This is a genomic window from Bradyrhizobium sp. USDA 3650 (assembly GCF_054057395.1).
In genome coordinates this window covers 389,977-409,252 of record NZ_JBSRZG010000001.1, presented here as the reverse complement: position 1 = coordinate 409,252, position 19,276 = coordinate 389,977, and the positions used below count along the sequence as shown (strand labels likewise).

The window sequence follows — 19,276 nt, the reverse complement described above, 5'->3', positions numbered from 1 at the left end:
TACAGATACCCCTTCGAGCGCGCTCTAAGTCAAGGGGGATCGAAGGTGCCGTTCCCGCGAGGTCATGATGGCACGACAGCGGAATATCTCGCCGGGGCCGACATCGCTCCGCCGACAGCTTCAACTCACGGTCGCCCGGTAAATGCCGTCCTCGCCGAAGTGATAGAGATGCTTGCCGCGGCCCTGCAATCGGCCGGATGGACGACCTGAGCCGTCGGGCATCAACAGGCGCACCTGCCGGACGTGGACGATCTCGTCCGCGGCCAATCGTCCGAGATGTGCTGTCTCGGGCGACTCGCGATATTGCGACGAGAAGAGGATTTCCGTCTCGGACATCGCGAACGCATGACACCCTTGTAGCTCCGTTTGCCACCAGCTCAATTGGAAATCGGCGCCAATCTTGCAGACCGGAAAATCCGAGTAGAAGAAAATGGCAGCGTCTGCGCCTGTCACATTGAGTGCGTAGCAGTCGTCAATCGTGTGGTCCGCATCTGCTGGAAATTCCCAGACTTTGTCTCCCAAATCCGAGAAGCAAACCAGACCGGCCTGCCCGACCGAACTGCCAAAAACACCCTCGTCGAAATACCCAACCCAGATCCGGCCACGCTGATCGATCTGGAGATCGCCAATGCCGTCGCCCAGGCCGACGCGGCTTGCCTGCCCGGTCTGGGGATCGAAGATGATTCCATTCAGGTTGTAGTCCGTCGCGATCTGGAAGTTCCATCTGGAGCTCGCCAGCAGGACGCGGCCGTCGGGAAAGAGATCGATCTTGGAAGGGTAGAGTTCAAGGGGAGGCAGATCGATCCATAGCTCCGATCCGGCATTCGACTTGAGCAAACGGTAGCGTTTCAACCTGTCCATCTTCGGATGTGGCAGTACGCCAGAGGCGCGCAACGCAGTCGCTCGCGATGCGCCGCCTTCCGAGAGCTCGAACAAGAACAGCAGCGACTGGTCGCCCGAAACCCCGCTTGCAGTGAACGAAAGTCCCGGAAGCGTCGGCGCAGTGCCAATCTTCTCGAACTCTATTGATCTGATCAAAATCAGCCCCCCGATGCTGCCCTGGGCAGCATCACCAAGCACGCGTCGGGCGCAAGGGCGAAAGTAGCAATCAGGATCCCGCGAGCCATTTCGGCACCCAGCGCTCCGGCCGTGGCGCGCGGGCAAGATCGGCCTGCGCCTCCGCCAGCTTCGCAGGCTCGCCGTCGATGCTCGGGCGCACATCGTATTCGAAGTTGGGCATGACGCGGCCGTCGGCATAAAGGCCGAATTTCATCGCGTACCACAGCCCGAGCTCGGGCTGCGCCTTCCGCATCTCCTCGCGCAGATCGCGCAGCAGGGATTCGATCGCGGCGGCTTCCGCGAACGGTTGCGGTCCGCGCGTCAGGACACGCGCCTGGTATTGCCTGCCGACGATCGCGATCTCGAAGCTCGTCTTGTCCCAGGGCTTCTTGCCCTTCGGCAGATGCGCGGCGAGGCGCCAGCCGAGTTCGGCCATCAAGCGATGATTGGCCCAATAGTCTTCGCGGTCCCGGCTCCATTTTTCCATGAAGCCGCGAAAGTCGGGCAGCTCCGACGGATCGTCATCGCCCGCCACCATCTCCCCGCTCAGCCGTCCGGTGAGCCATTGCGCAAGCTCGACCGTCTGGCATTCGACTTCGTCGTGCGGCTTCAGATCGCTCCAAGCCTTGTCGAATTGCTGCGACGTGAGTTTTGCGAGCAGGCCATCGAGGCTCGGTGCCAGCAGCTCGTAATCGCCCTCGGACCCAAGCCCCACGATCGGCGGATTGTCGCGGTCGAGACCCGCGCCATACCAGCCGCCAACAGCCGAGCCATCCGGCAACCGCATGAACAGCGAGAACCTGTCGCGCAAGGGACTGCCGTCGACAATCGGAGCGTGATCGGAGAATTGGCCTTGCAAGGAGAAGCAGCCGACGCTGCCCCAGGGGCGCCCGTTCAGCCACCCGGCGAAGTCCAGCAACAGCGACGGCGCCTCGATGCCCGGCGGAAATGCGCCGCGAATGCTGTCGAGGTCGATCGGATAAGGCGTGTCGGACAAGGCTTAAACTATCTGGTTGGTCCCGCCCCTCTTGGTCCGAACCGTCATGCGTTCGGTTCGAACCAATTCGCGTCCTGTGATCACAAACGCGCTAGAGACGTAATGGTTTCCAGGCGCGCATCTTTCACCTGCCCATGCACGCTCGGCGTGTGGCCTGGAAAGCGCCCGCTTGACAAGCCCCGCCATTCGCATGTATTGCCGCGCCCCATGATCAACGCTCGGACCCATCAGCGCACCGAAATGCTCCGCCGTCGCTCCCGCGACGATGAGAGGGTGCGCCATGTCCGACGACGCCGCTGAACCACTGAATTCAGCGTAAGTTTTCGAAAAGGCCGCACCCGCAAGGTGCGGCCTTTTTGCTGTTCGCGCGCCCTTTTCCCCCGCCTCCAGAGGAGTTCGACATGACCAACGCCACCCATCCGTATGACGCGTTGATGGACATCACCGCCCGGCCCAAGGCCGTGTTCGTCCGCGGCGCCGGCTCCTACCTCTGGGACGACAGCCGCAAGCGCTATCTCGATTTCGTGCAGGGCTGGGCCGTCAACTGCCTCGGCCACTCCCCGCCCGCGATCGCGGACGCGCTTGCCGCGCAGGCCAAGCGGCTGCTGACGCCGAGCCCGGCCTTCTACAACGAGCCGAGCCTGAAGCTCGCTGAGCAGCTTGTCGCAAACAGCGCGTTCGACCAGGTGTTCTTTGCCAACTCGGGCGCAGAAGCCAACGAGGGCGCGATCAAGCTCGCGCGCAAATATGGCGGCCTCCATAGAGGTGGCGCGTTCGAGATCATCAGCTTCGAAGGCGGCTTTCACGGCCGCACGCTGGCGACGATGTCGGCCTCGGGCAAGAAGGCCTTTGAGCCGCTGTTCGAGCCGAAGGTCGCCGGCTTCAAAAAGGCGAAGCTCAACGACATCGCGTCGGTCGAAAAGCTGATCAACGACAACACCGTCGCTGTGATGCTCGAGCCGATCCAGGGTGAATCAGGCGTGTGGCCGGCGACCGATCAGTTCTTGCAGGAGTTGCGCGCCCTCACCGACGCGCACGGCCTCCTCTTGATCTTCGACGAGATCCAGACCGGGATGGGCCGGACCGGCAAGCTCTTCCACTATGAGCACACCGGCATCGCGCCCGACATCATGACGCTCGGCAAGGGTATCGGCGGCGGCGTGCCGCTCGCAGCCCTGCTCGCGACCGAACGCGCGGCCTGCTTCGAGCACGGCGACCAGGGCGGCACGTTCAACGGCAACCCGATCATGTGCGCGGCGGGCCTTGCCGTGCTCGACGAGGTCAGCAAGCCGGACTTCCTGAAGACGGCGACCGAAACCGGGCTGCTGCTCGAAAGCGAATTGCAGAAGGTCTCGGCGCGGCATGGGCTCGGCGAAGTGCGTGGCCGCGGCCTCCTGCTCGCGCTCGACCTCAAGCTGCCGATCGCACCCGGCATCGTCGCGCAGGCGTTCGAGGCCGGCGTGCTCCTCAACGCGCCGCAGGTCGACACGCTGCGCTTCATGCCGGCGCTGAACGTCACGCGGGCCGAGATCGCCGAGATGATCGATTGTCTCGACGGGATCTTGACCAGGGCCGGCGCGGCACGGCGGGTGGCGTAAGCTCGTCATTGCGAGAAGCGAAGCGACGAAGCAATCCAGACTGCCTCAACGGAAATATTCTGGATTGCTTCGCTTCGCTCGCAATGACGGTGAGTTACGGCTTCAGGATCGACGCGCCCGTGGTCTTGCGGCTTTCGAGATCGATATGCGCCTTGGCGGCGTCCTTCAGCGCGTAGGCATGGTTGATCGGCACGTGCAGCTTGCCGTTGATGACGGCGGCGAACAGCGTGTCGGCGCCTTCCAGCAACTCCTTGCGCGTGCCGATATAGTCGTTGAGCTTGGGCCGGGTCGCAAACAGCGATCCGTGAGTGTTGAGCTCGGCGATCGAGAACGGCGGCACCGGGCCCGAGGCATTGCCGAAGGAGACGAACATCCCGCGCGGCTTCAAGCAGGACAGCGAGCCCGGGAACGTCGCCTTGCCGACGCCGTCATACACCACGTCGCAACCCTCGTTACGGCTGATCTGCTTGACGCGCGCGACGAAGTCTTCCTCATTGTAGAGGATGACATGGTCGCAGCCATTGGCCTCGGCAAGCGCAGCCTTCTCGCGCGAGCCGACGGTGCCGATGACGTGGGCGCCCATGGCCCTCGCCCATTGGCAGGCGAGCAGGCCGATGCCGCCGGCCGCGGCATGGATCAGCACGCGATGATGCGGCTCGACCTTGAAGGTCTTGTGCAGGAGATACCAGACCGTCAGCCCCTTCAGCATCAGCACGGCGCCCTGCTCGTAGGTGATGTGGTCGGGCAGCTTGACCAGCCGCTCCCAGGGGATGTTGCGCTCCCCGGTATAGGCGCCGAGATTGTGGTAGTAGGCGACGCGGTCGCCCGGATGGAAATTCGTCACGCCGGGCCCGACTGCGAGAACCTCGCCCGAGGCCTCGTTGCCGGCGATGAAGGGCAGCCCCGGCGCCTTGTAGAGGCCGGTGCGGTAATAGACGTCGATGAAGTTCAGGCCGACGGCATGCTGTCGGATGCGCACCTCGCCGGGCCCGGGCGCCGGAACGTCGACGCTCTCATAGACCAGGGCTTCGGGGCCTCCGACCTTGTGCACACGGACGGCTTTGGTCATCACCTGACCTCCTCTTCTCGCGGGGCCAGCGAAAGACATCGCGCCCGCCTTGTCAACTCGACGCCGGCTGGAACGCCTAGACCGACGGCTTGCGGGTGTTCCTGCGGTTGCGCTTGGCCAGCACATTGAAGAACTCGACCGCCGCCGAGAACGCAATCGCGAAATAGATGTAGCCGCGTGGGATGTGGAATTGGAATCCGTCCGCGACCAGCGCGACGCCGATCAGCACCAGGAAGGCCAGCGCCAGCATTTTCGTGGTCGGATGCTCCGCGACGAATCGCGACACCGGCCCGGACGAAATGTACATGATCAGGCAGGCGATCACGACGGCCGCGATCATGATCTCGAGGTCCTGCGCCATGCCGATCGCCGTGATGATCGAGTCCAGCGAGAACACCATGTCGATGATCACGATCTGCACGATGACCCAGAAGAAAGCGTTCCGAGGGGACTTCGCGTCGCCCTCGCCGTCATCGGCTTCGACCTCACCATGGATCTCGTGCGTCGCCTTCGCGATCAGGAACAGGCCGCCGCCGATCAGGATGAGGTCGCGCCAGGAGAAGCCATAGCCCGAAAACGAAAACACCGGCGCGGTCAGACCGATCAGCCAGACCAGCAGGCTGAGCAGGATGATGCGGAAGATCAGCGCCAGCGCGAGCCCGATCTGGCGGGCGCGGTGCGCCTGCTTCTCGGGAATGCGCGAGACGATCACCGACAGGAAGATGACGTTGTCGATGCCGAGCACGATCTCAAGCGCGGTCAAGGTGAGGAGCGCGGCCCAGGCTTCTGGGCTGGTCAACAGGTGCATCATGCGAAGGATCTCGTCAGCCGTATCAATGCGTCGCTGAAGCTGATCCAGAGCGCGATCGCGCAGAGCACGACAGTCACGCCGGTGCCGACGCGGAAGTCCATCTGCAGCGTGTAGAAGGAGAGCAGAGCCCAGATCGCGATCAGCGACATCGTCAGCCAGCGCAGCCGCACCACGCGCACCGGATGCAGCACGTGGAACGGCACGAAGGTCAGCACCACCAGGCTTGCGACCAACAGCGTCGACAGCAGTGGCGGCCAGTGCAGCAGGAACAGATAAAACGCCGCCGCATTCCACAGCGCCGGAAAACCGCGGAAATGATTGTCGTCCGCCTTCATGCGCAGATCGGCGAAATATAATGCGCTGGTGACGATGATGGCGACGCCGAGCAAGGGTGCTGCGACCGGCAGCAGCAAGCCGCTGGCCACGATCGCATAGGCCGGAACGAAGACGTAGGTGACGAAATCGACCACGAGATCGAGCACGTCGCCCGACCAGTTCGGCTGCACGTCCTTGACGTTGAGCCGGCGCGCGATCGGCCCGTCGATCGCGTCGATGATGAGGGCGACGCCCAGCCATTGAAACATCGCCGCCCAGTGCTCGCGCACGGCCTCAAGCATCGCCAGCAGCGCGATTGCCGCACCGAACGCGGTGAAGATGTGCACCGAGAAGGCAGCGGCGCGGATCGCGGGCCTGGGCTTCAGGGAATCCTCTTGGCTGTCCATGGCTTCTGCTATCAGAATGACACCGGTTTGCACATAAGCCATTGCGGCGCCTGGTCGCACAATTCGTCATAAAATCAGGGCAATATGACTGGGCTTGAATTTGCCGCGGGGCGTGTCCAATGTCGTTCCATGACAGATGCATCGACACTCTTTGACGCGGCCGTGATCGGCGGCGGACCGGCGGGACTTAGCGCGGCCATCGCACTGGCGCAGGCGGGCGCACGGACCGCGCTGGTGGCGCGTCGCGTGCCCTATGCCGACAATCGCACCACGGCGCTGCTCGGTGCCTCCGTCGATCTGCTGGAGAGCCTCGATGTCTGGCCCCGCTGCAAGGACAAGGCGGCCGCGCTCGAAATCATGCGGCTCGTCGACGACACCGGCCGGCTCTTCCGCGCGCCTGAGGTCCGGTTCTCCTGCCATGAAATCGGCCGCGATGCCTTCGGTTACAACATCGACAACCGCTCGCTGATGCTGGCGCTGGAAGCGCGCGCGGCCGAGCTGCCCGGTCTCGTCCGTTTCGACGACGAGGCCGAAACTGTCGTCATCGAAGCCGATGACGTCGCGATCCGCACCGCCGCTGCGCAATTTCTTTCGGCCCGCCTCGTGGTCGGGGCCGACGGCCGGCATTCGCTTTGCCGCGAAGCCTCCGGCATCGCGGTGACGCGGCGCGAGCTGACCCAGACGGCGCTGACTTTCAACGTCGGCCACGCGCGGCCCCATCGCAACGTCTCGACCGAGTTCCACACGCCGCATGGTCCTTGCGTGTTCGTGCCCCTGCCCGGCCATCGCTCCAGCGTCGTCTGGGTCTCCGCGCCTGCGGAGGCCGAACGGCTTCGCGGATTGAGCGACGAGGAATTGTCCGCCGCGATCGAGAAGCAGTCGCATTCGATCCTCGGACGCATGACGGTCGAGCCGGGCCGCCATCTGTTTCCGCTGGCGATCGAACGTCCCAAATCCTTTGGCCGCGATCGCATCGCGCTGGTCGGCGAAGCAGCCCATGTGGTTCCGCCGATCGGCGCCCAAGGGCTCAATCTCGGCCTCCGCGATGCCGCCGACATTGCGCGGCTTGCGGGCGAGGCCATCGCGTCCGGTCAGGATCCTGGCGCAGCAGACGTGCTCAAGCGTTACGACCGGGCCCGGCGTCCCGACATCCTGAGCCGGACCTTTGCGATCGACATCGCCAACCGCTCGCTGCTCAACGATTTCCTGCCGCTCCAGCCGGTCCGCGCGGTCGGCATGCACCTGCTCGGCGCCATCGGCCCGCTCCGGCGTTTTGCGATGCGCGAGGGGCTGACGCCGACCTGGCGGAAGTAGCCGCCGCTCAAGGAAACGCCAGCCGGCCGGTCTGGATCGCCCACATCACGCTGGTAAGCGTGACCACCGACGCAAACGTCCCGAGCAGCACCGCGACGGAGGCGGATTCGATCCAGGCGTCGTTCTGCCGGGCGATGACGAACACGTTCAACGCCGGCGGCAGCGAGGCCATCAGCACGGCGGTCGCCGCCCAGGGCTGCGCGAACGGGCCGAACGCCAGCATCAGGCCGAACGCTGCGAGCGGGTGGATCAGGAGCTTGACCGCAATCACGCCCGGCACTTCCCACGGGACCCGATCGAACGGGCGGAGCGCCACTGTGACGCCCAGCACGAACAGCGCGGTCGGGGCGGCTGCGTTCTGGAGGAAGGTGATGGTGCGATCGAGCGCGACGGGCATCTCGATATGCAGCGATGCGAAGGCCGCGCCGAAACAGGCCGACATGATCAGCGGGTTGAGCACGATCTGCTTCAGCACGACGCCGAAGGCATGCACGATCGAGGGATGATCGCGGTCGGAGAGCTCGATCAGCAGCGGCACAATGGTGAACAGGAAGATGCTGTCGCAGCAGAAGATCAGCGCAGTCGGCGCCGAGGCCTTGGTCCCGAGCACGGCGAGCGCCAGCCCCGGTCCCATATAGCCGATATTGCCGTAGCCGCCGGAGAGCCCGGCGAGCGTCGCCTCGCGCAATGTCAGCCCGCCCAAAACCTTGCCGACGACCAGCGCGAGTGTGAACGCCGCAACCGTCGACGCCGTGGTCGCGACCAGGAACGGCGGGTTGTTCAATTCGGAGAACGGCGTCTTCGACATGATCGCAAACAGCAGCGCCGGGAGCGACACGTAGAGCAGGAAGAAGTTCATCCAGGCGAGGCCCGATTCCGGCAGGGATTTGACCTTGCCGCAGGCGAATCCAACGAAGATCAAGCCGAAATAAGGTAGAGCCAGATTGAGGATATCGACCATTGATGAAGTGTTTTCTGAAGATTTGGGGGCTATCTGCCCCGCAACCGCGGGTTAATTCCAGATCAGGGCACTAGCATCGGCCACAATCCTGGTCTATCGACGGGGAATGATTAAAGCGCGGACCGCCAAATTCCAGATCGGACAGGTCGTGCGCCACCGGATCTTCTCGTTCCGGGGCGTGATCTTCGACATCGATCCGGAATTCAACAACACCGAGGAGTGGTGGCTGTCGATCCCCGAGGAGGTGCGGCCCCACAAGGACCAGCCGTTCTATCACCTGCTCGCGGAGAACGCGGAGTCGGAATACGTCGCCTACGTCTCCGAACAGAATTTGGTGCCGGACGATTCCGGCGAACCGGTCCGGCATTCCCAGGTCGCCGAGATCTTCGTCAAGGACAAGACCGGCGGTTACCGCCCGCGCAATCCGTCGCTGAACTGAGTTTCGCAGCCATCAACTGGCCAGCAAAAAAGGCGCTCGAACTGAGCGCCTTTTTCATGTCCGGGATTGGATCCCGCTTACTTCTGACCAGCCGGAGGGGCGCCAGGCGCTTGCTGCTGCTTCTTCTGCAGCTCTTCAGCCTTCTTCTGGAGCTCTTCCTGCAGCTTCCTCTGGGTTTCCTCGAACACCTTCGGGTCGGTCGGCGGACCGTCATAGGCCTTCTGGAATTCGCCGGCGAGCGGCAGCGGCAGCGTCAGCGGCGCACCGTTGGCATTGATCGCCTGAACAACGAGGTTCTGGCCCTTCTTCATGCTGTTGATGAACTCGGGCGTGGCCTCGTAGTCGGACATGCAGCCGTTCTGGAAGCAGATCACGTACGGGCTCTGCAACGGCGCATTGTTGTCCACGATGATGCGGGTGCCGTGCACCAGCTGCATGCCGAGCGGCAGCGTCACGCGCAGGATCTTCTTCGGCTCGCCTTCCGGCTCGATAATGACGGCCGCGATGACCGGCTGGCCCGACTCGATACGGCCGTCCTTGCCGGTGAAGCAGACCTGCTTGGCATTGGCGTCCTGGCCCTTGAGGCAGAACTTGGTCCAGGGGGCATAGATCAGCTGAATCTGCTGATCCGCGGGCTGAGCCGCGCCCTGCTGAGCCGGAGCGCCTTGGGCGGGTGCCGGCTGGGCGGGTGCCTGAGCGGCCGGCGCCGGCGCCTTGGGGGCAGCCTTTGGAGCCGCCTTCGGAGCCGCCTTGGGCGCGGGCGCGCCCGGAGCTGGCGCGGGAGCCTGAGCCTCGGCGGCAAACGGGACGGCCAACGCCGTCGCCGTCAACAAGGCGAGAAGTCGCCCGCGCGGCCGGACGGACGCGGCCAAGTTACGGAAATTCATTGCGGAAAACCCTTTCTAAACGGGAAGTGCCCGAACCGCTTCGACGCACCGAACCTGGCCGCGTTGGGCGCGGCTCTCTCCCCGTCAAATGAGGCGGATAAGTGACGGCTCGGCGCTCGTGCGCGATTGCGTGCCTTCTTAACGTGGCCGACGAAAAGATCAATGCCGACAAGCGTCTTTGGCCGCGCGCCGGCGTGCGCCCCCGGGAAAATCCCTGTGATAGGATTCAGGACCGCAGTCCTCGAATCAACGTGTGCAGATGTTCATGTTCCAGCGCCTTCTCGAGGGCCGCCCTGAGGGTCTTTGCGTCCGCCTCTGCATCCTGGCTTTCGCCTTGGGGCTCCCGGCAAGCGGCACAAGGGCCGCGGAAGCCTACGCGATCGCCATGCACGGCAAGCCGGCGATGCCTGCCGATTTCACCCACATGCCTTACGTCAACCCTGAAGCCCCGAAAGGCGGCCGGCTGACCTGGGGTGTTCTCGGCACCTTCGACAGCCTCAATCCTTTCATCGTCAAGGGACTGGCCGTGCAGCCGGTCCGGAACTACGTGGTCGAGAGCCTGCTCGCACGCGGCAATGACGAGCCGTTTACGCTCTATGGCCTGCTCGCCAGATCGGTCGAGACCGATGACGAGCGCAGCTTTGTCACGTTCCACATCGATCCCCGCGCCCGCTTCTCCGACGGCAAGCCGGTCCGCGCCGAGGACGTATTGTTCTCCTGGCAGTTGCTGCGCGACCATGGCCGCCCCAACCACCGGCAATATTACGGCAAGGTGGCAAGGGCCGAGGCGCCGGATCCCCTCACCGTCCGCTTCGACCTTGCGGGAGCCAATGACCGCGAACTGCCGCTGATTCTCGGCCTGATGCCGATCCTGCCGAAACACGCGGTCGACGTCGGGGCTTTCGAGGAGACGACGCTGACGGGCCCGGTCGGCTCCGGCCCCTATCGCGTCACCGCGGTGAGGCCCGGTGCCAGCGTGACGCTGACCCGCAATCCCGACTATTGGGGCCGCGACCTCCCCATCAATCGCGGGCTCTACAATTTCGACGAGATCAGGCTCGATTATTTTCGCGAGGCCAACGGCCAGTTCGAAGCTTTCAAGCGCGGCCTTTATGATTTCCGCATCGAGCACGAGCCGCTGCGCTGGCACGACGGCTACGACTTTCCCGCGGCGAAGAATGGCGACGTGATCCGCGACACCTTCAAGCCGGGCGTGCCGCAACCTTCCGAATTTCTGGTGTTCAACACGAGGCGTCCCATCTTCGCCGACATCCGTGTGCGCCAGGCCTTGACGCTGCTGTTCGATTTCGAGCTGGTCAACCGCAACTACTTCTTCAACCTCTATTCGCGCGTCGCCGGCTATTTTGCCGGCTCGGATCTGTCAGCGTATGGCCATCCCGCCGATGCGCGCGAGCGCGAGCTGCTCAAGCCGTTCGCCGCGCAGATCCCGCCTGACATCATGGACGGCAGCTACCACCTGCCGGTGACCGACGGTTCGGGCCGCGACCGGACCACGCTCCGCGCAGCCCTGAAGCTGTTGTCGGAAGCCGGCTACGATCTCGACGGCACCGTGCTGCGCAACCGCGCGACCAAGCAGCCCTTCACCTTCGAGATCTTGGTCACGACCCGCGACCAGGAACGCGTCGCCCTTGCGTTCCAGCGCGACCTCAGGCGCGCCGGCATCGAGCCGAGCGTACGATCGGTCGATCCCGTGCAATTCGACCAGCGCCGGCTCGCCTACGAATTCGACATGATCCAGAACCGCTGGGACCAGTCGCTGTCGCCCGGCAACGAGCAATATTTCTACTGGGGGAGCGCTGCCGCCGACAATCCGGGCACCCGCAATTACATGGGGGCCCGGGATCCCGCGGTCGATGCGATGATCGCCGCACTGCTGGAAGCCCGTGAACATACGGATTTCGTATCCGCAGTGCGGGCGCTCGATCGCGCTTTGATCTCCGGTTTCTACACAATCCCCCTGTTTAACGTATCCGAGCAATGGATCGCGCGCTGGAATCGGATAGAACGGCCAGAGGCCACCTCGCTGTCCGGCTATTTGCCGGAGACCTGGTGGTCGAGGGGGCCGCCGCAAGCTCATCAAGCAAAGTGACGCCGTGAACCAGCCAGCCGTATCGCCGACGCTCGACACGCTGTTTCAGCGCACGCTGATGCGGCAGCCGCACGCGACCGCTCTGCTCGACCCGCTGAACAAGTTCCGCGTGACCGGGCACCAGCCGCGGCGGATGAGCTATGCCGAGGCTGACACGGCCATCGAGGCGCTGTCCGCCTATTTCGTCGAATCGGGCCTGCCGGCCAATTCCGTCATCGCCATCCAGCTGCCGAACACGGTCGAGTTCGTGCTCACCGTGCTCGCCGCCCATCGCGCCGGCCTCGTCGTTGCCGTGCTGCCGCTGCTCTGGCGCCATGCCGAACTGACCGCCGCTCTCAACCGCACCGCGGCGCGCGCCATCGTCACCATGAGCACGGTCGACGGTGTCAGCTATTCCGATCTCGCGATGCACGCGGCCGCGGAAGCCTTCTCGATTCGCCATGTCTGCGGCTTCGGCACCAACCTGCCCGAAGGCATGGCCTCGCTCGACGACGTGCTGGCCCGTCCGCCCGGCACCGCGCGCGCCGTGATTCAGGATGGCCGCAAGGCGGCGATGATCTCCTTCGACGTCACCGCGGAAGGCTTTCGTCCGGTGCCGCGGCCGCATTTCAGCCTGATCGCCGGTGGGCTCGCGATGTCGCTGGAAGCCGACATCAGGCAAGGCGCGACCGTGATGGCGGCGTTCACGCCGATGTCGTTCGCAGGGCTGGCCTCCTCGCTCGCGGTGTGGCTGCTGTGCGGCGGCACGCTGGCGCTGCATCATCCGTTCGAGAACGACGTGCTGGAGCAGCAGATCAACGCGCATGAATGCGACGTGCTGATCGCACCGGCGCAATTTGTCCAGCGGCTCGGCGATTCCGATCTTGCGGCGCGGATGCCGACCTTGCGCAACGTCATCGGCCTGTGGCGCGCCCCCGAGCAGGTGGCGGCGAGCGAGGCATGGATCGCGCCGCAAGCGCCGTTCACGGACGTCTATCTGTTCGGCGAGGCCGGATTGTTCGGCGCCCGGCGTGGCGAGGGCGGCATGCCGGTGCCGGTGATGCCGGGACCACACGGCGCGCCGCGCGAGCAGTCGGGTTCGTCGATCGCCGGCGAGATTCTGCTGACGCCGAAGGGCACGCTCGGGCTGCGCGGCCCCATGGTGCCGATCGCAGCCTACGCCCCGCCGCCGCCGGTCGGCGACACCCTGATCGCGCAGCCGCCACGCGACTATGTCGATACCGGCTATGCCGCGCGGCTCGATCGTCCCAGCGGCGCGATCTGCATCACCGCGCCGCCCTCCGGGATCATGGCCGTCGGCGGCTACCGCTTCCTCTCCAACGACCTCCAGGAATGGGCGCGACGGCTCGGCCAGGGCGCCCTGCTGACCGCGCTGCCCGACCGGCTCTCCGGTCACCGGCTCGCGGGCCGCGCCCAGGACAATGCCCGCGCCCGCGAGGCACTCAGCGAACTCGGGCTTAACCCTCTGATGGTCGAAGCTTTTCGCGACCGTTCCGGGCCGGTCTAAGCGTAGTTTTGACCGTTCCATTGACGCTGCATTAAGGCGGCGGGACTAGATTGCGCGGCACCTGTCGTGTGATCAGAGTCTCTCGATGTCCCAGGCCGGCCCGATCCTGTTTGTGTCCAATGGCGAGCGGCCGGCCTTCATCGCGGCGCTGGACGAGGCGCGATTCTTCCCCGTGATCGACACCGGCTGGGCCGGCGCGGTGCGCGCGCTCGAAGAGGTGCAGCCGGCCGTGGTTCTCGCCGCGATGGATGCCGGGCACGAGCCGCATCTGGCGCTGCTCGCCAGGAAGATCGCGGAGCAATCGCCCTACCTTCCCTTCGTGGCGCTGGATGCGGCAGGCGCACTCCCGCACAACGCCCTGCCTTTCTCCTCCTCGCGCGCCGGCCATTCCGAGCGCCTGATCGCGCGGCTTCGCGCCGCACTACGGATTCGCACGCTCCATGCCACGGTGCTGCGCCGGCTTCCCGAGGTGAAAGTCGCGCTGCCGGAGGCTGATCCCGTTCGCGATGCCACGGTGCTTCTGATCGGTCGCGGCGCGGCTTACCCCGCGCTTTCGGTCGCGCTCGGCGAGCGCGTCGGCGTCATCGGGGCGCTCTCGATCGAGGCGGCGGCCAAGCATCTCAACACCCGCGACCTCGACGGCGTCGTGCTCGCCGAAGGTTTTACTCCCCGCGTGACCGATGCCTTCCTCACGGTGCTCGCCGAGGACACCCGCTTCCGCAGCCTGCCCGTGATCGTCACTGCGCATCAGCTGACGCAGACTTACGACCTGCCCAATCTCGAGCTGATCCCGGGCGATCCGGCCAAGGTCGCAGCCAACGCGCTGCCCTTGATCCGCCAGCACGCGATGGAAGCCCAGCTGAGCCGCACGCTGCGCTCGATCGATGCCGGCGGCTGGCTCGACCCGCGCAGCGGCCTGCTCACGGTGGAAGCTTTTGCGCGCGATTTTGCCAAGGCGGTCGAGCAGACGCTGGCCCGCGGCGGCGGCCTCTCGGTCGCGCGCTTCGCCTTCGATCCGGGCAATTCCCGCGCCCAGCTCGATGCCGCGCGCATTCTCAGCCGCCTGATGCGGCAGATGGATTTTGGCGTGGCGCAAAAGGACGGGTCGGTCATCGTCGTGTTCGCGGAGACCGACTTCCGCACCGCGCACATGATCGCCCGCCGTCTCTCTGCAGTGATGCGGCACACGTCGAACGGCAAGCACGAGATGCGCAGCGATCCCGTCGTCTCGGTGGATTCGCTGTCGCCGTCGGATACGGCACGGTCGCTGCTCGGACGGCTGTCGGCCGATGCGTCGCGGGCGGCGTCATAGTCATCCGCCAGCGCTCGCTGCCGTCGGAGCTCGACTGCTCTTATGTGGAATCTTTACGCGAAACACCGTTCGCATTCTCATTCGCGACGGCCGACAGCCGGCGCAAAAAACCCGCGGCCGGTGCACGGTCGCGGGTTCAAAGATCCGAAGCTCTGCCAGTACATCCGTGGTCAAAGCAACGTCATTGAGATTGCGGCAGCCTATGCGGCGCGCAAATTTTCAGCAGCAGACTTGCCGGTCCGGCGATCTGCAACGATTTCAAAGGAAACCTTCTGCCCTTCGTTGAGGGTATTCATGCCGGCGCGTTCAACGGCGCTGATATGAACGAAGACATCCTGGCTGCCCTCGTCCGGCTGAATGAATCCGAAGCCCTTTTGGCTGTTAAACCACTTCACAGTTCCCGTCGTCATGGGGATCGTCCTTTAAGATAGATAAACGTTTAGCCGCGCTCAGGAGCGCGGTGGGTGTCGTCGAGATCTGGAGGGAGGGTCGTCAGTCAGGCGCGCTTTTCAGCGGCGAGGCCAAGTCGTTCGGCCGAAACTCGATGGATTGAAGGTAGCAACTGTTCGATCATTCCGCAAGTGATCATATGTCGCTGTTCCGGGATCCGGGTGCGGCGCGTCGTTTCGCGCCGCGCCGCACCCGGAAACTTCTACGCCGCCTTCTTGCTCTGCGCGAGCTGCGCCAGCTGGCGCATGATCTCGGTGGTGCCGGCGAGACGCTCTTCCGGCGTCTCCCAGTCCTGCAGGAACACCACTTTCATGTCGGGACGCACCTTTGCGGCCTGGCCGTGGCTGCGGATGAAGCTCACCAGCCGATCGGGATGGGCGAATGAATTATCACGGAAGGCGATGACGGCGCCCTTCGGGCCGGCGTCGATCTTGCCGACATTGGCCTGACGGCAGAACGCCTTGATCGCGGCGACCTTGAACAAATAGCGCACCTCGTCCGGCAGCACGCCGAAACGATCGCGCATCTCGGCGCCGAAGTTCTCGATCTCCTCCTCGCTGTCGAGGTCGGCGAGCCGGCGGTAGAGCGACAGCCGCACCGAGAGATCGCCGACATAGTCCTCCGGAATGAGCACGGGCATGCCGATGGTGATGGTCGGCGACCAGCGATCGGCGGCGGGCTCCGACACGCCGGCCTTGAGGTTGACGATCGCCTCCTCCAGCATCGACTGGTAGAGCTCGAAACCGACCTCCTTGATGTGGCCGGACTGCTGCTCGCCCAGGATGTTGCCGGCGCCGCGGATGTCGAGGTCGTGCGAGGCGAGCTGGAAGCCCGCGCCCAACGTCTCCAGCGATTGCAGCACGGTGAGCCGGCGCTCGGCCTGCGCCGTGATCTTCTGCTGCGCCGGCAGCGTGAACAGCGCATAGGCGCGCAGCTTGGACCGGCCGACGCGGCCGCGGAGCTGATAGAGCTGGGCGAGGCCGAACATGTCGGCGCGATGCACGATCAGCGTGTTGGCGTTGGGAATGTCGAGGCCGGATTCCACGATCGTGGTCGACAGCAGGATGTCGAACTTGCCGTCGTAGAACGCAGTCATGATGTCCTCGATCACGGCGGGCGGCATCTGTCCGTGCGCGACCGCAACCTTCATCTCCGGAACGTTCTTGTCGAGGAAGTCCTTGACCTCGGCGAGGTCGTCGATGCGCGGCACCACGTAGAACGCCTGGCCGCCGCGATAGCGCTCGCGCAGCAGCGCCTCGCGGATCATCAGGGGATCGTGCGGAGCGACGAAGGTGCGGACCGCGAGACGGTCGACCGGCGGCGAGGCAATGATCGAGAGCTCGCGCACGCCGGTGAGCGCGAGCTGGAGCGTGCGCGGAATCGGCGTTGCCGACAGGGTCAGCACGTGCACCTCGGCGCGGAGCTGCTTCAGCCGCTCCTTGTGGGTGACGCCGAAATGCTGCTCCTCGTCGACGATCAGCAGGCCGAGGTCGCGGAACTTGATCGACTTGCTGAGCAGCGCGTGGGTGCCGACGACGATATCGACCGAGCCGTCGGTGAGACCTTTCTTGACCAGATTGAGCTGCTTGGCCGGGACCAGCCGCGAGGCCTGCGCGACCTGCACCGGGAAACCTTTGAAACGGTCGGTGAACGTCTTGTGGTGCTGACGGGCGAGCAGCGTGGTCGGGACCACGACCGCGACCTGCTTGCCTTCCAGCGCCACGGCGAAGGCGGCGCGCAGCGCCACCTCGGTCTTGCCGAACCCGACGTCGCCGCAGATCAGCCGGTCCATGGGACGGCCAAGCTCGAGATCCTTCAGCGTGGATTCGATCGCGCCAAGCTGATCCTCGGTCTCGTCATAGGGGAAGCGCGCGCAGAACTCGTCGTAGAGGCCCGGCTGCACCGGCAGCTTCGGCGCTTCGTGCAGATGCCGCTCGGCGGCGATCTTGATCAGCTCGCCCGCGATCTCGCGGATGCGGTTCTTGAGCTTGGCCTTGCGCGTCTGCCAGCCCGAGCCGCCGAGACGATCGAGTTCGACCGAGGTCTGGTCGGAGCCGTAGCGCGACAGCAGCTCGATGTTCTCGACCGGCAGGAACAGCTTGGTCTCGGCGGCATAATGCAGCTCGAGGCAGTCATGGGGCGCGCCGGCGACGTCGAGCGTCTGCAGGCCGATGAAGCGGCCGATGCCGTGATCGACGTGGACCACGATGTCGCCGGCGGCGAGGCTCGTCACCTCCGAGATGAAATTGTCGAGCTTGCGGCTCGCCTTGCGCGGCCGGACCAGCCGATCGCCGAGGATGTCCTGCTCGCTGATGAGCGCGATCTCGTCGGTCTCGAAACCGCTTTCGAGGCCGAGCACGGCGAGCATGGTCTCGTTGCGCGGGGTCGCCTGCACCGTGCGCCAGCTGTTGACGCTGGTCACGGGCGTGAGCTTGTGATCGCGCAGCATCGAGGTCATGCGGTCGCGTGAGCCTTCCGTCCAGAGCGCGATGACCACCTTCTTGCGGCTTGTCAGCAGCGCATGCACATGTGCGACGACGGCCTCGAAGACGTTGACCTTGTTGTCGTTGCGCTCCGGCGCGAAGTCGCGGCCTTTGCGTGCGCCGGCATCCACCACGCTGGTACCATCGGCAGGCACCGAAAATTGCGTCAGCCGCACCAGCGGCATCCCGCTCTCGCGCTTGGCCCACTCCTCCTCGGTCAAATAGAGCCTGTCAGGCGGCAACGGCTTGTAGATGGCGCCGCCGCCTGGATGCTCCATCGCGTCGCGTCGGGCCTGGTAATAATCGAGGATCTGCTTGAAGCGCTCGCGGATGGCGTCCTCGGCCTGCGGCTCGATCGCGACGGCTGCCCCTTGCAGATAGTCGAACAACGTGTCCATCCGGTCCTGGAACAGCGGCAGCCAATGCTCCATGCCGGGATGACGGCGACCTTCGCTGACGGCCTCGTAGAGCGCATCGTCGCGCTCGGGCGCGCCAAACTCGGCGACATAGCCCATGCGAAAGCGGCGGATGGTGTCGGTGACGAGCTGGAATTCGGAGATCGGCACGAGGTCGAGCGCGCGCATGTCGAGCAGCGTGCGCTGGGTTTCGGCATCGAAGGTGCGGATCGATTCCAGGCTGTCGCCGAAGAAGTCGAAGCGGACGGGCTGTTCCAGGCCGGCCGGAAACAGGTCCAGAATGCCGCCGCGCACCGCGTATTCGCCGGGCTCGCGCACGGTCGAGGAGCGGTTGTAGCCGTTGTGCTCGAGCCAGGCGACGATGGTGTCCATCGGCACGACGTTGCCCGGCGCCACCGACAGCGCCTGCGCCGCGACGAGGTCGCGCGAGGGCACGCGCTGCACCGCGGCGTTCACCGTGGTCAGAACGATCAGCGGTTTGTCGCTGCCGGTCAGGGATGCCAGCCGGGCCAGCGTCGTCAGGCGCTGCGCGAGGACGCCGCCATGCGGCGAGACGCGGTCATAGGGCTGGCAGTCCCAGGCCGGGAAGGTCAGCACGGGCAAATCGGGCGCGAAGAATTGCAGGGCACGTTCGAGCTGCTGCATCCGCGGGCCGTCGCGGCAGATCACCGCGAGGCTGACAGCCGGCTTCTTCGGCCGCGCCGCGATGGCGCGCGCGAGATCGGAGACGACGAGGCCCTCGGCACCCTCGGCGACATTGGCAAGCGTCAGCGCGCGGCCGGGCGTGAGCAGCTCGGCCGGCGATTTCATCCCCGGCTTCATACGTCGCGGTCCGCGATCGGAAACGCCTTGATGCGCGCAAACAGCGGGCCGATGACTTCGGCGGCAAGCATCTTGTCGCCGGTGATGGCGGCATAGAGGTCGGGATCGGCTTCTTCGAGCAGGATCTCGAGCTGCGTCAGCTCGTCATCGGACAGATTGCCGATCTCGGCATCCGCGAAGCGGCCGAGGATCAGGTCCATCTCGCGCGTGCCGCGGTGCCAGCAGCGGAACAGAAGCCGCTTGCGGCGGTCGTCCAGCCCGTTGCTCGATCGTGTCGTTCCCGTCATGTCTCAATTCCAGTCAAACGCCAAAAGCCCGG

At 65.1% G+C, this 19,276-nt stretch carries 16 protein-coding genes; 6 read left to right on the top strand and 10 right to left on the bottom strand.

All coding sequences use genetic code 11. The annotated features are described in order from the left end of the window. Positions 1–120: 120 nt before the first annotated feature. Both ACVIN2_RS01980 and ACVIN2_RS01975 read right to left on the bottom strand, forming a co-directional pair. The gene (locus ACVIN2_RS01980) at positions 121–1,080 is read right to left on the bottom strand and encodes a hypothetical protein (protein WP_456764289.1); all 960 of its coding nucleotides are present in this window, start codon (positions 1,078–1,080) and stop codon (positions 121–123) included. A 28-nt stretch (positions 1,081–1,108) separates the two neighbouring features. After that, a complete protein-coding gene (locus ACVIN2_RS01975) occupies positions 1,109–2,056 on the bottom strand; it encodes a hypothetical protein (protein ID WP_456764288.1) in 948 nt (315 codons plus the stop codon). Positions 2,057–2,457: 401 nt separating this feature from the next. Between ACVIN2_RS01975 and ACVIN2_RS01970 the strand changes: the two genes are divergently transcribed. Then, positions 2,458–3,654, top strand: coding sequence for an acetylornithine transaminase (locus ACVIN2_RS01970; RefSeq protein WP_456764287.1), 1,197 nt, complete (start codon positions 2,458–2,460; stop codon positions 3,652–3,654). A 94-nt stretch (positions 3,655–3,748) separates the two neighbouring features. Here the strand turns inward: ACVIN2_RS01970 and ACVIN2_RS01965 are convergent, their stop codons facing one another. The 3 genes from ACVIN2_RS01965 to pcsA all read right to left on the bottom strand — a co-directional run bounded on the left by ACVIN2_RS01965 (position 3,749) and on the right by pcsA (position 6,298). Then, positions 3,749–4,723 carry a quinone oxidoreductase family protein gene (locus ACVIN2_RS01965; RefSeq protein ID WP_007610513.1) on the bottom strand — a complete coding sequence of 325 codons (975 nt, stop codon included), beginning with the start codon at positions 4,721–4,723 and terminating at the stop codon, positions 3,749–3,751. A gap of 76 nt (positions 4,724–4,799) precedes the next feature. Beyond that, the gene (locus tag ACVIN2_RS01960) at positions 4,800–5,534 is read right to left on the bottom strand and encodes a TerC family protein (RefSeq protein WP_456764286.1); all 735 of its coding nucleotides are present in this window, start codon (positions 5,532–5,534) and stop codon (positions 4,800–4,802) included. Next, on the bottom strand, positions 5,531–6,298 hold the full coding sequence (gene pcsA / locus ACVIN2_RS01955) for a phosphatidylcholine synthase (RefSeq protein ID WP_027566997.1): 768 nt from the start codon (positions 6,296–6,298) through the stop codon (positions 5,531–5,533). The genes ACVIN2_RS01960 and pcsA overlap by 4 nt, the downstream gene beginning before the upstream one ends. Positions 6,299–6,385: 87 nt before the next feature. Here pcsA and ACVIN2_RS01950 point away from each other — a divergent pair, with 87 nt between their 5' ends. Then, positions 6,386–7,570, top strand: coding sequence for a UbiH/UbiF family hydroxylase (locus ACVIN2_RS01950; protein ID WP_456764285.1), 1,185 nt, complete (start codon positions 6,386–6,388; stop codon positions 7,568–7,570). A 7-nt stretch (positions 7,571–7,577) separates the two neighbouring features. On the opposite strand, the gene ACVIN2_RS01945 is transcribed toward ACVIN2_RS01950, so the two are convergent. Beyond that, positions 7,578–8,531, bottom strand: a complete 954-nt coding sequence (locus ACVIN2_RS01945; RefSeq protein WP_456764284.1) for an AEC family transporter — start codon at positions 8,529–8,531, stop codon at positions 7,578–7,580. A gap of 106 nt (positions 8,532–8,637) precedes the next feature. On the opposite strand from ACVIN2_RS01945, the gene hspQ reads away from it, so the two are divergent. Next, on the top strand, positions 8,638–8,970 hold the full coding sequence (gene hspQ / locus ACVIN2_RS01940; protein WP_027518019.1) for a heat shock protein HspQ: 333 nt from the start codon (positions 8,638–8,640) through the stop codon (positions 8,968–8,970). A gap of 77 nt (positions 8,971–9,047) precedes the next feature. Here the strand turns inward: hspQ and ACVIN2_RS01935 are convergent, their stop codons facing one another. Beyond that, a complete protein-coding gene (locus tag ACVIN2_RS01935) occupies positions 9,048–9,857 on the bottom strand; it encodes an invasion associated locus B family protein (RefSeq protein WP_456764283.1) in 810 nt (269 codons plus the stop codon). A gap of 259 nt (positions 9,858–10,116) precedes the next feature. Between ACVIN2_RS01935 and ACVIN2_RS01930 the strand changes: the two genes are divergently transcribed. The 3 genes from ACVIN2_RS01930 to ACVIN2_RS01920 all read left to right on the top strand — a co-directional run bounded on the left by ACVIN2_RS01930 (position 10,117) and on the right by ACVIN2_RS01920 (position 14,786). After that, positions 10,117–11,967 carry an extracellular solute-binding protein gene (locus tag ACVIN2_RS01930; protein ID WP_456769627.1) on the top strand — a complete coding sequence of 617 codons (1,851 nt, stop codon included), beginning with the start codon at positions 10,117–10,119 and terminating at the stop codon, positions 11,965–11,967. Between the two features lie 4 nt (positions 11,968–11,971). Further along, positions 11,972–13,474 (top strand): AMP-binding protein, encoded by a 1,503-nt coding sequence (locus ACVIN2_RS01925; protein WP_456764282.1) that lies wholly within the window; start codon positions 11,972–11,974, stop codon positions 13,472–13,474. Between the two features lie 85 nt (positions 13,475–13,559). Beyond that, on the top strand, positions 13,560–14,786 hold the full coding sequence (locus tag ACVIN2_RS01920) for a GGDEF domain-containing protein (protein ID WP_456764281.1): 1,227 nt from the start codon (positions 13,560–13,562) through the stop codon (positions 14,784–14,786). Between the two features lie 200 nt (positions 14,787–14,986). Here ACVIN2_RS01920 and ACVIN2_RS01915 read toward each other — a convergent pair whose 3' ends face one another. The 3 genes from ACVIN2_RS01915 to ACVIN2_RS01905 all read right to left on the bottom strand — a co-directional run bounded on the left by ACVIN2_RS01915 (position 14,987) and on the right by ACVIN2_RS01905 (position 19,244). Then, positions 14,987–15,196: a cold-shock protein gene (locus tag ACVIN2_RS01915; protein ID WP_027518024.1), complete on the bottom strand. Its 210-nt coding sequence runs from the start codon at positions 15,194–15,196 to the stop codon at positions 14,987–14,989. Positions 15,197–15,438: 242 nt separating this feature from the next. Then, complete coding sequence (gene mfd, locus ACVIN2_RS01910; protein ID WP_456764280.1) at positions 15,439–18,957, bottom strand: transcription-repair coupling factor; 3,519 nt, start codon at positions 18,955–18,957, stop codon at positions 15,439–15,441. Then, positions 18,954–19,244 carry an FAD assembly factor SdhE gene (locus tag ACVIN2_RS01905; protein ID WP_456764279.1) on the bottom strand — a complete coding sequence of 97 codons (291 nt, stop codon included), beginning with the start codon at positions 19,242–19,244 and terminating at the stop codon, positions 18,954–18,956. The genes mfd and ACVIN2_RS01905 overlap by 4 nt, the downstream gene beginning before the upstream one ends. Between the last annotated feature and the right edge of the window lie 32 nt (positions 19,245–19,276).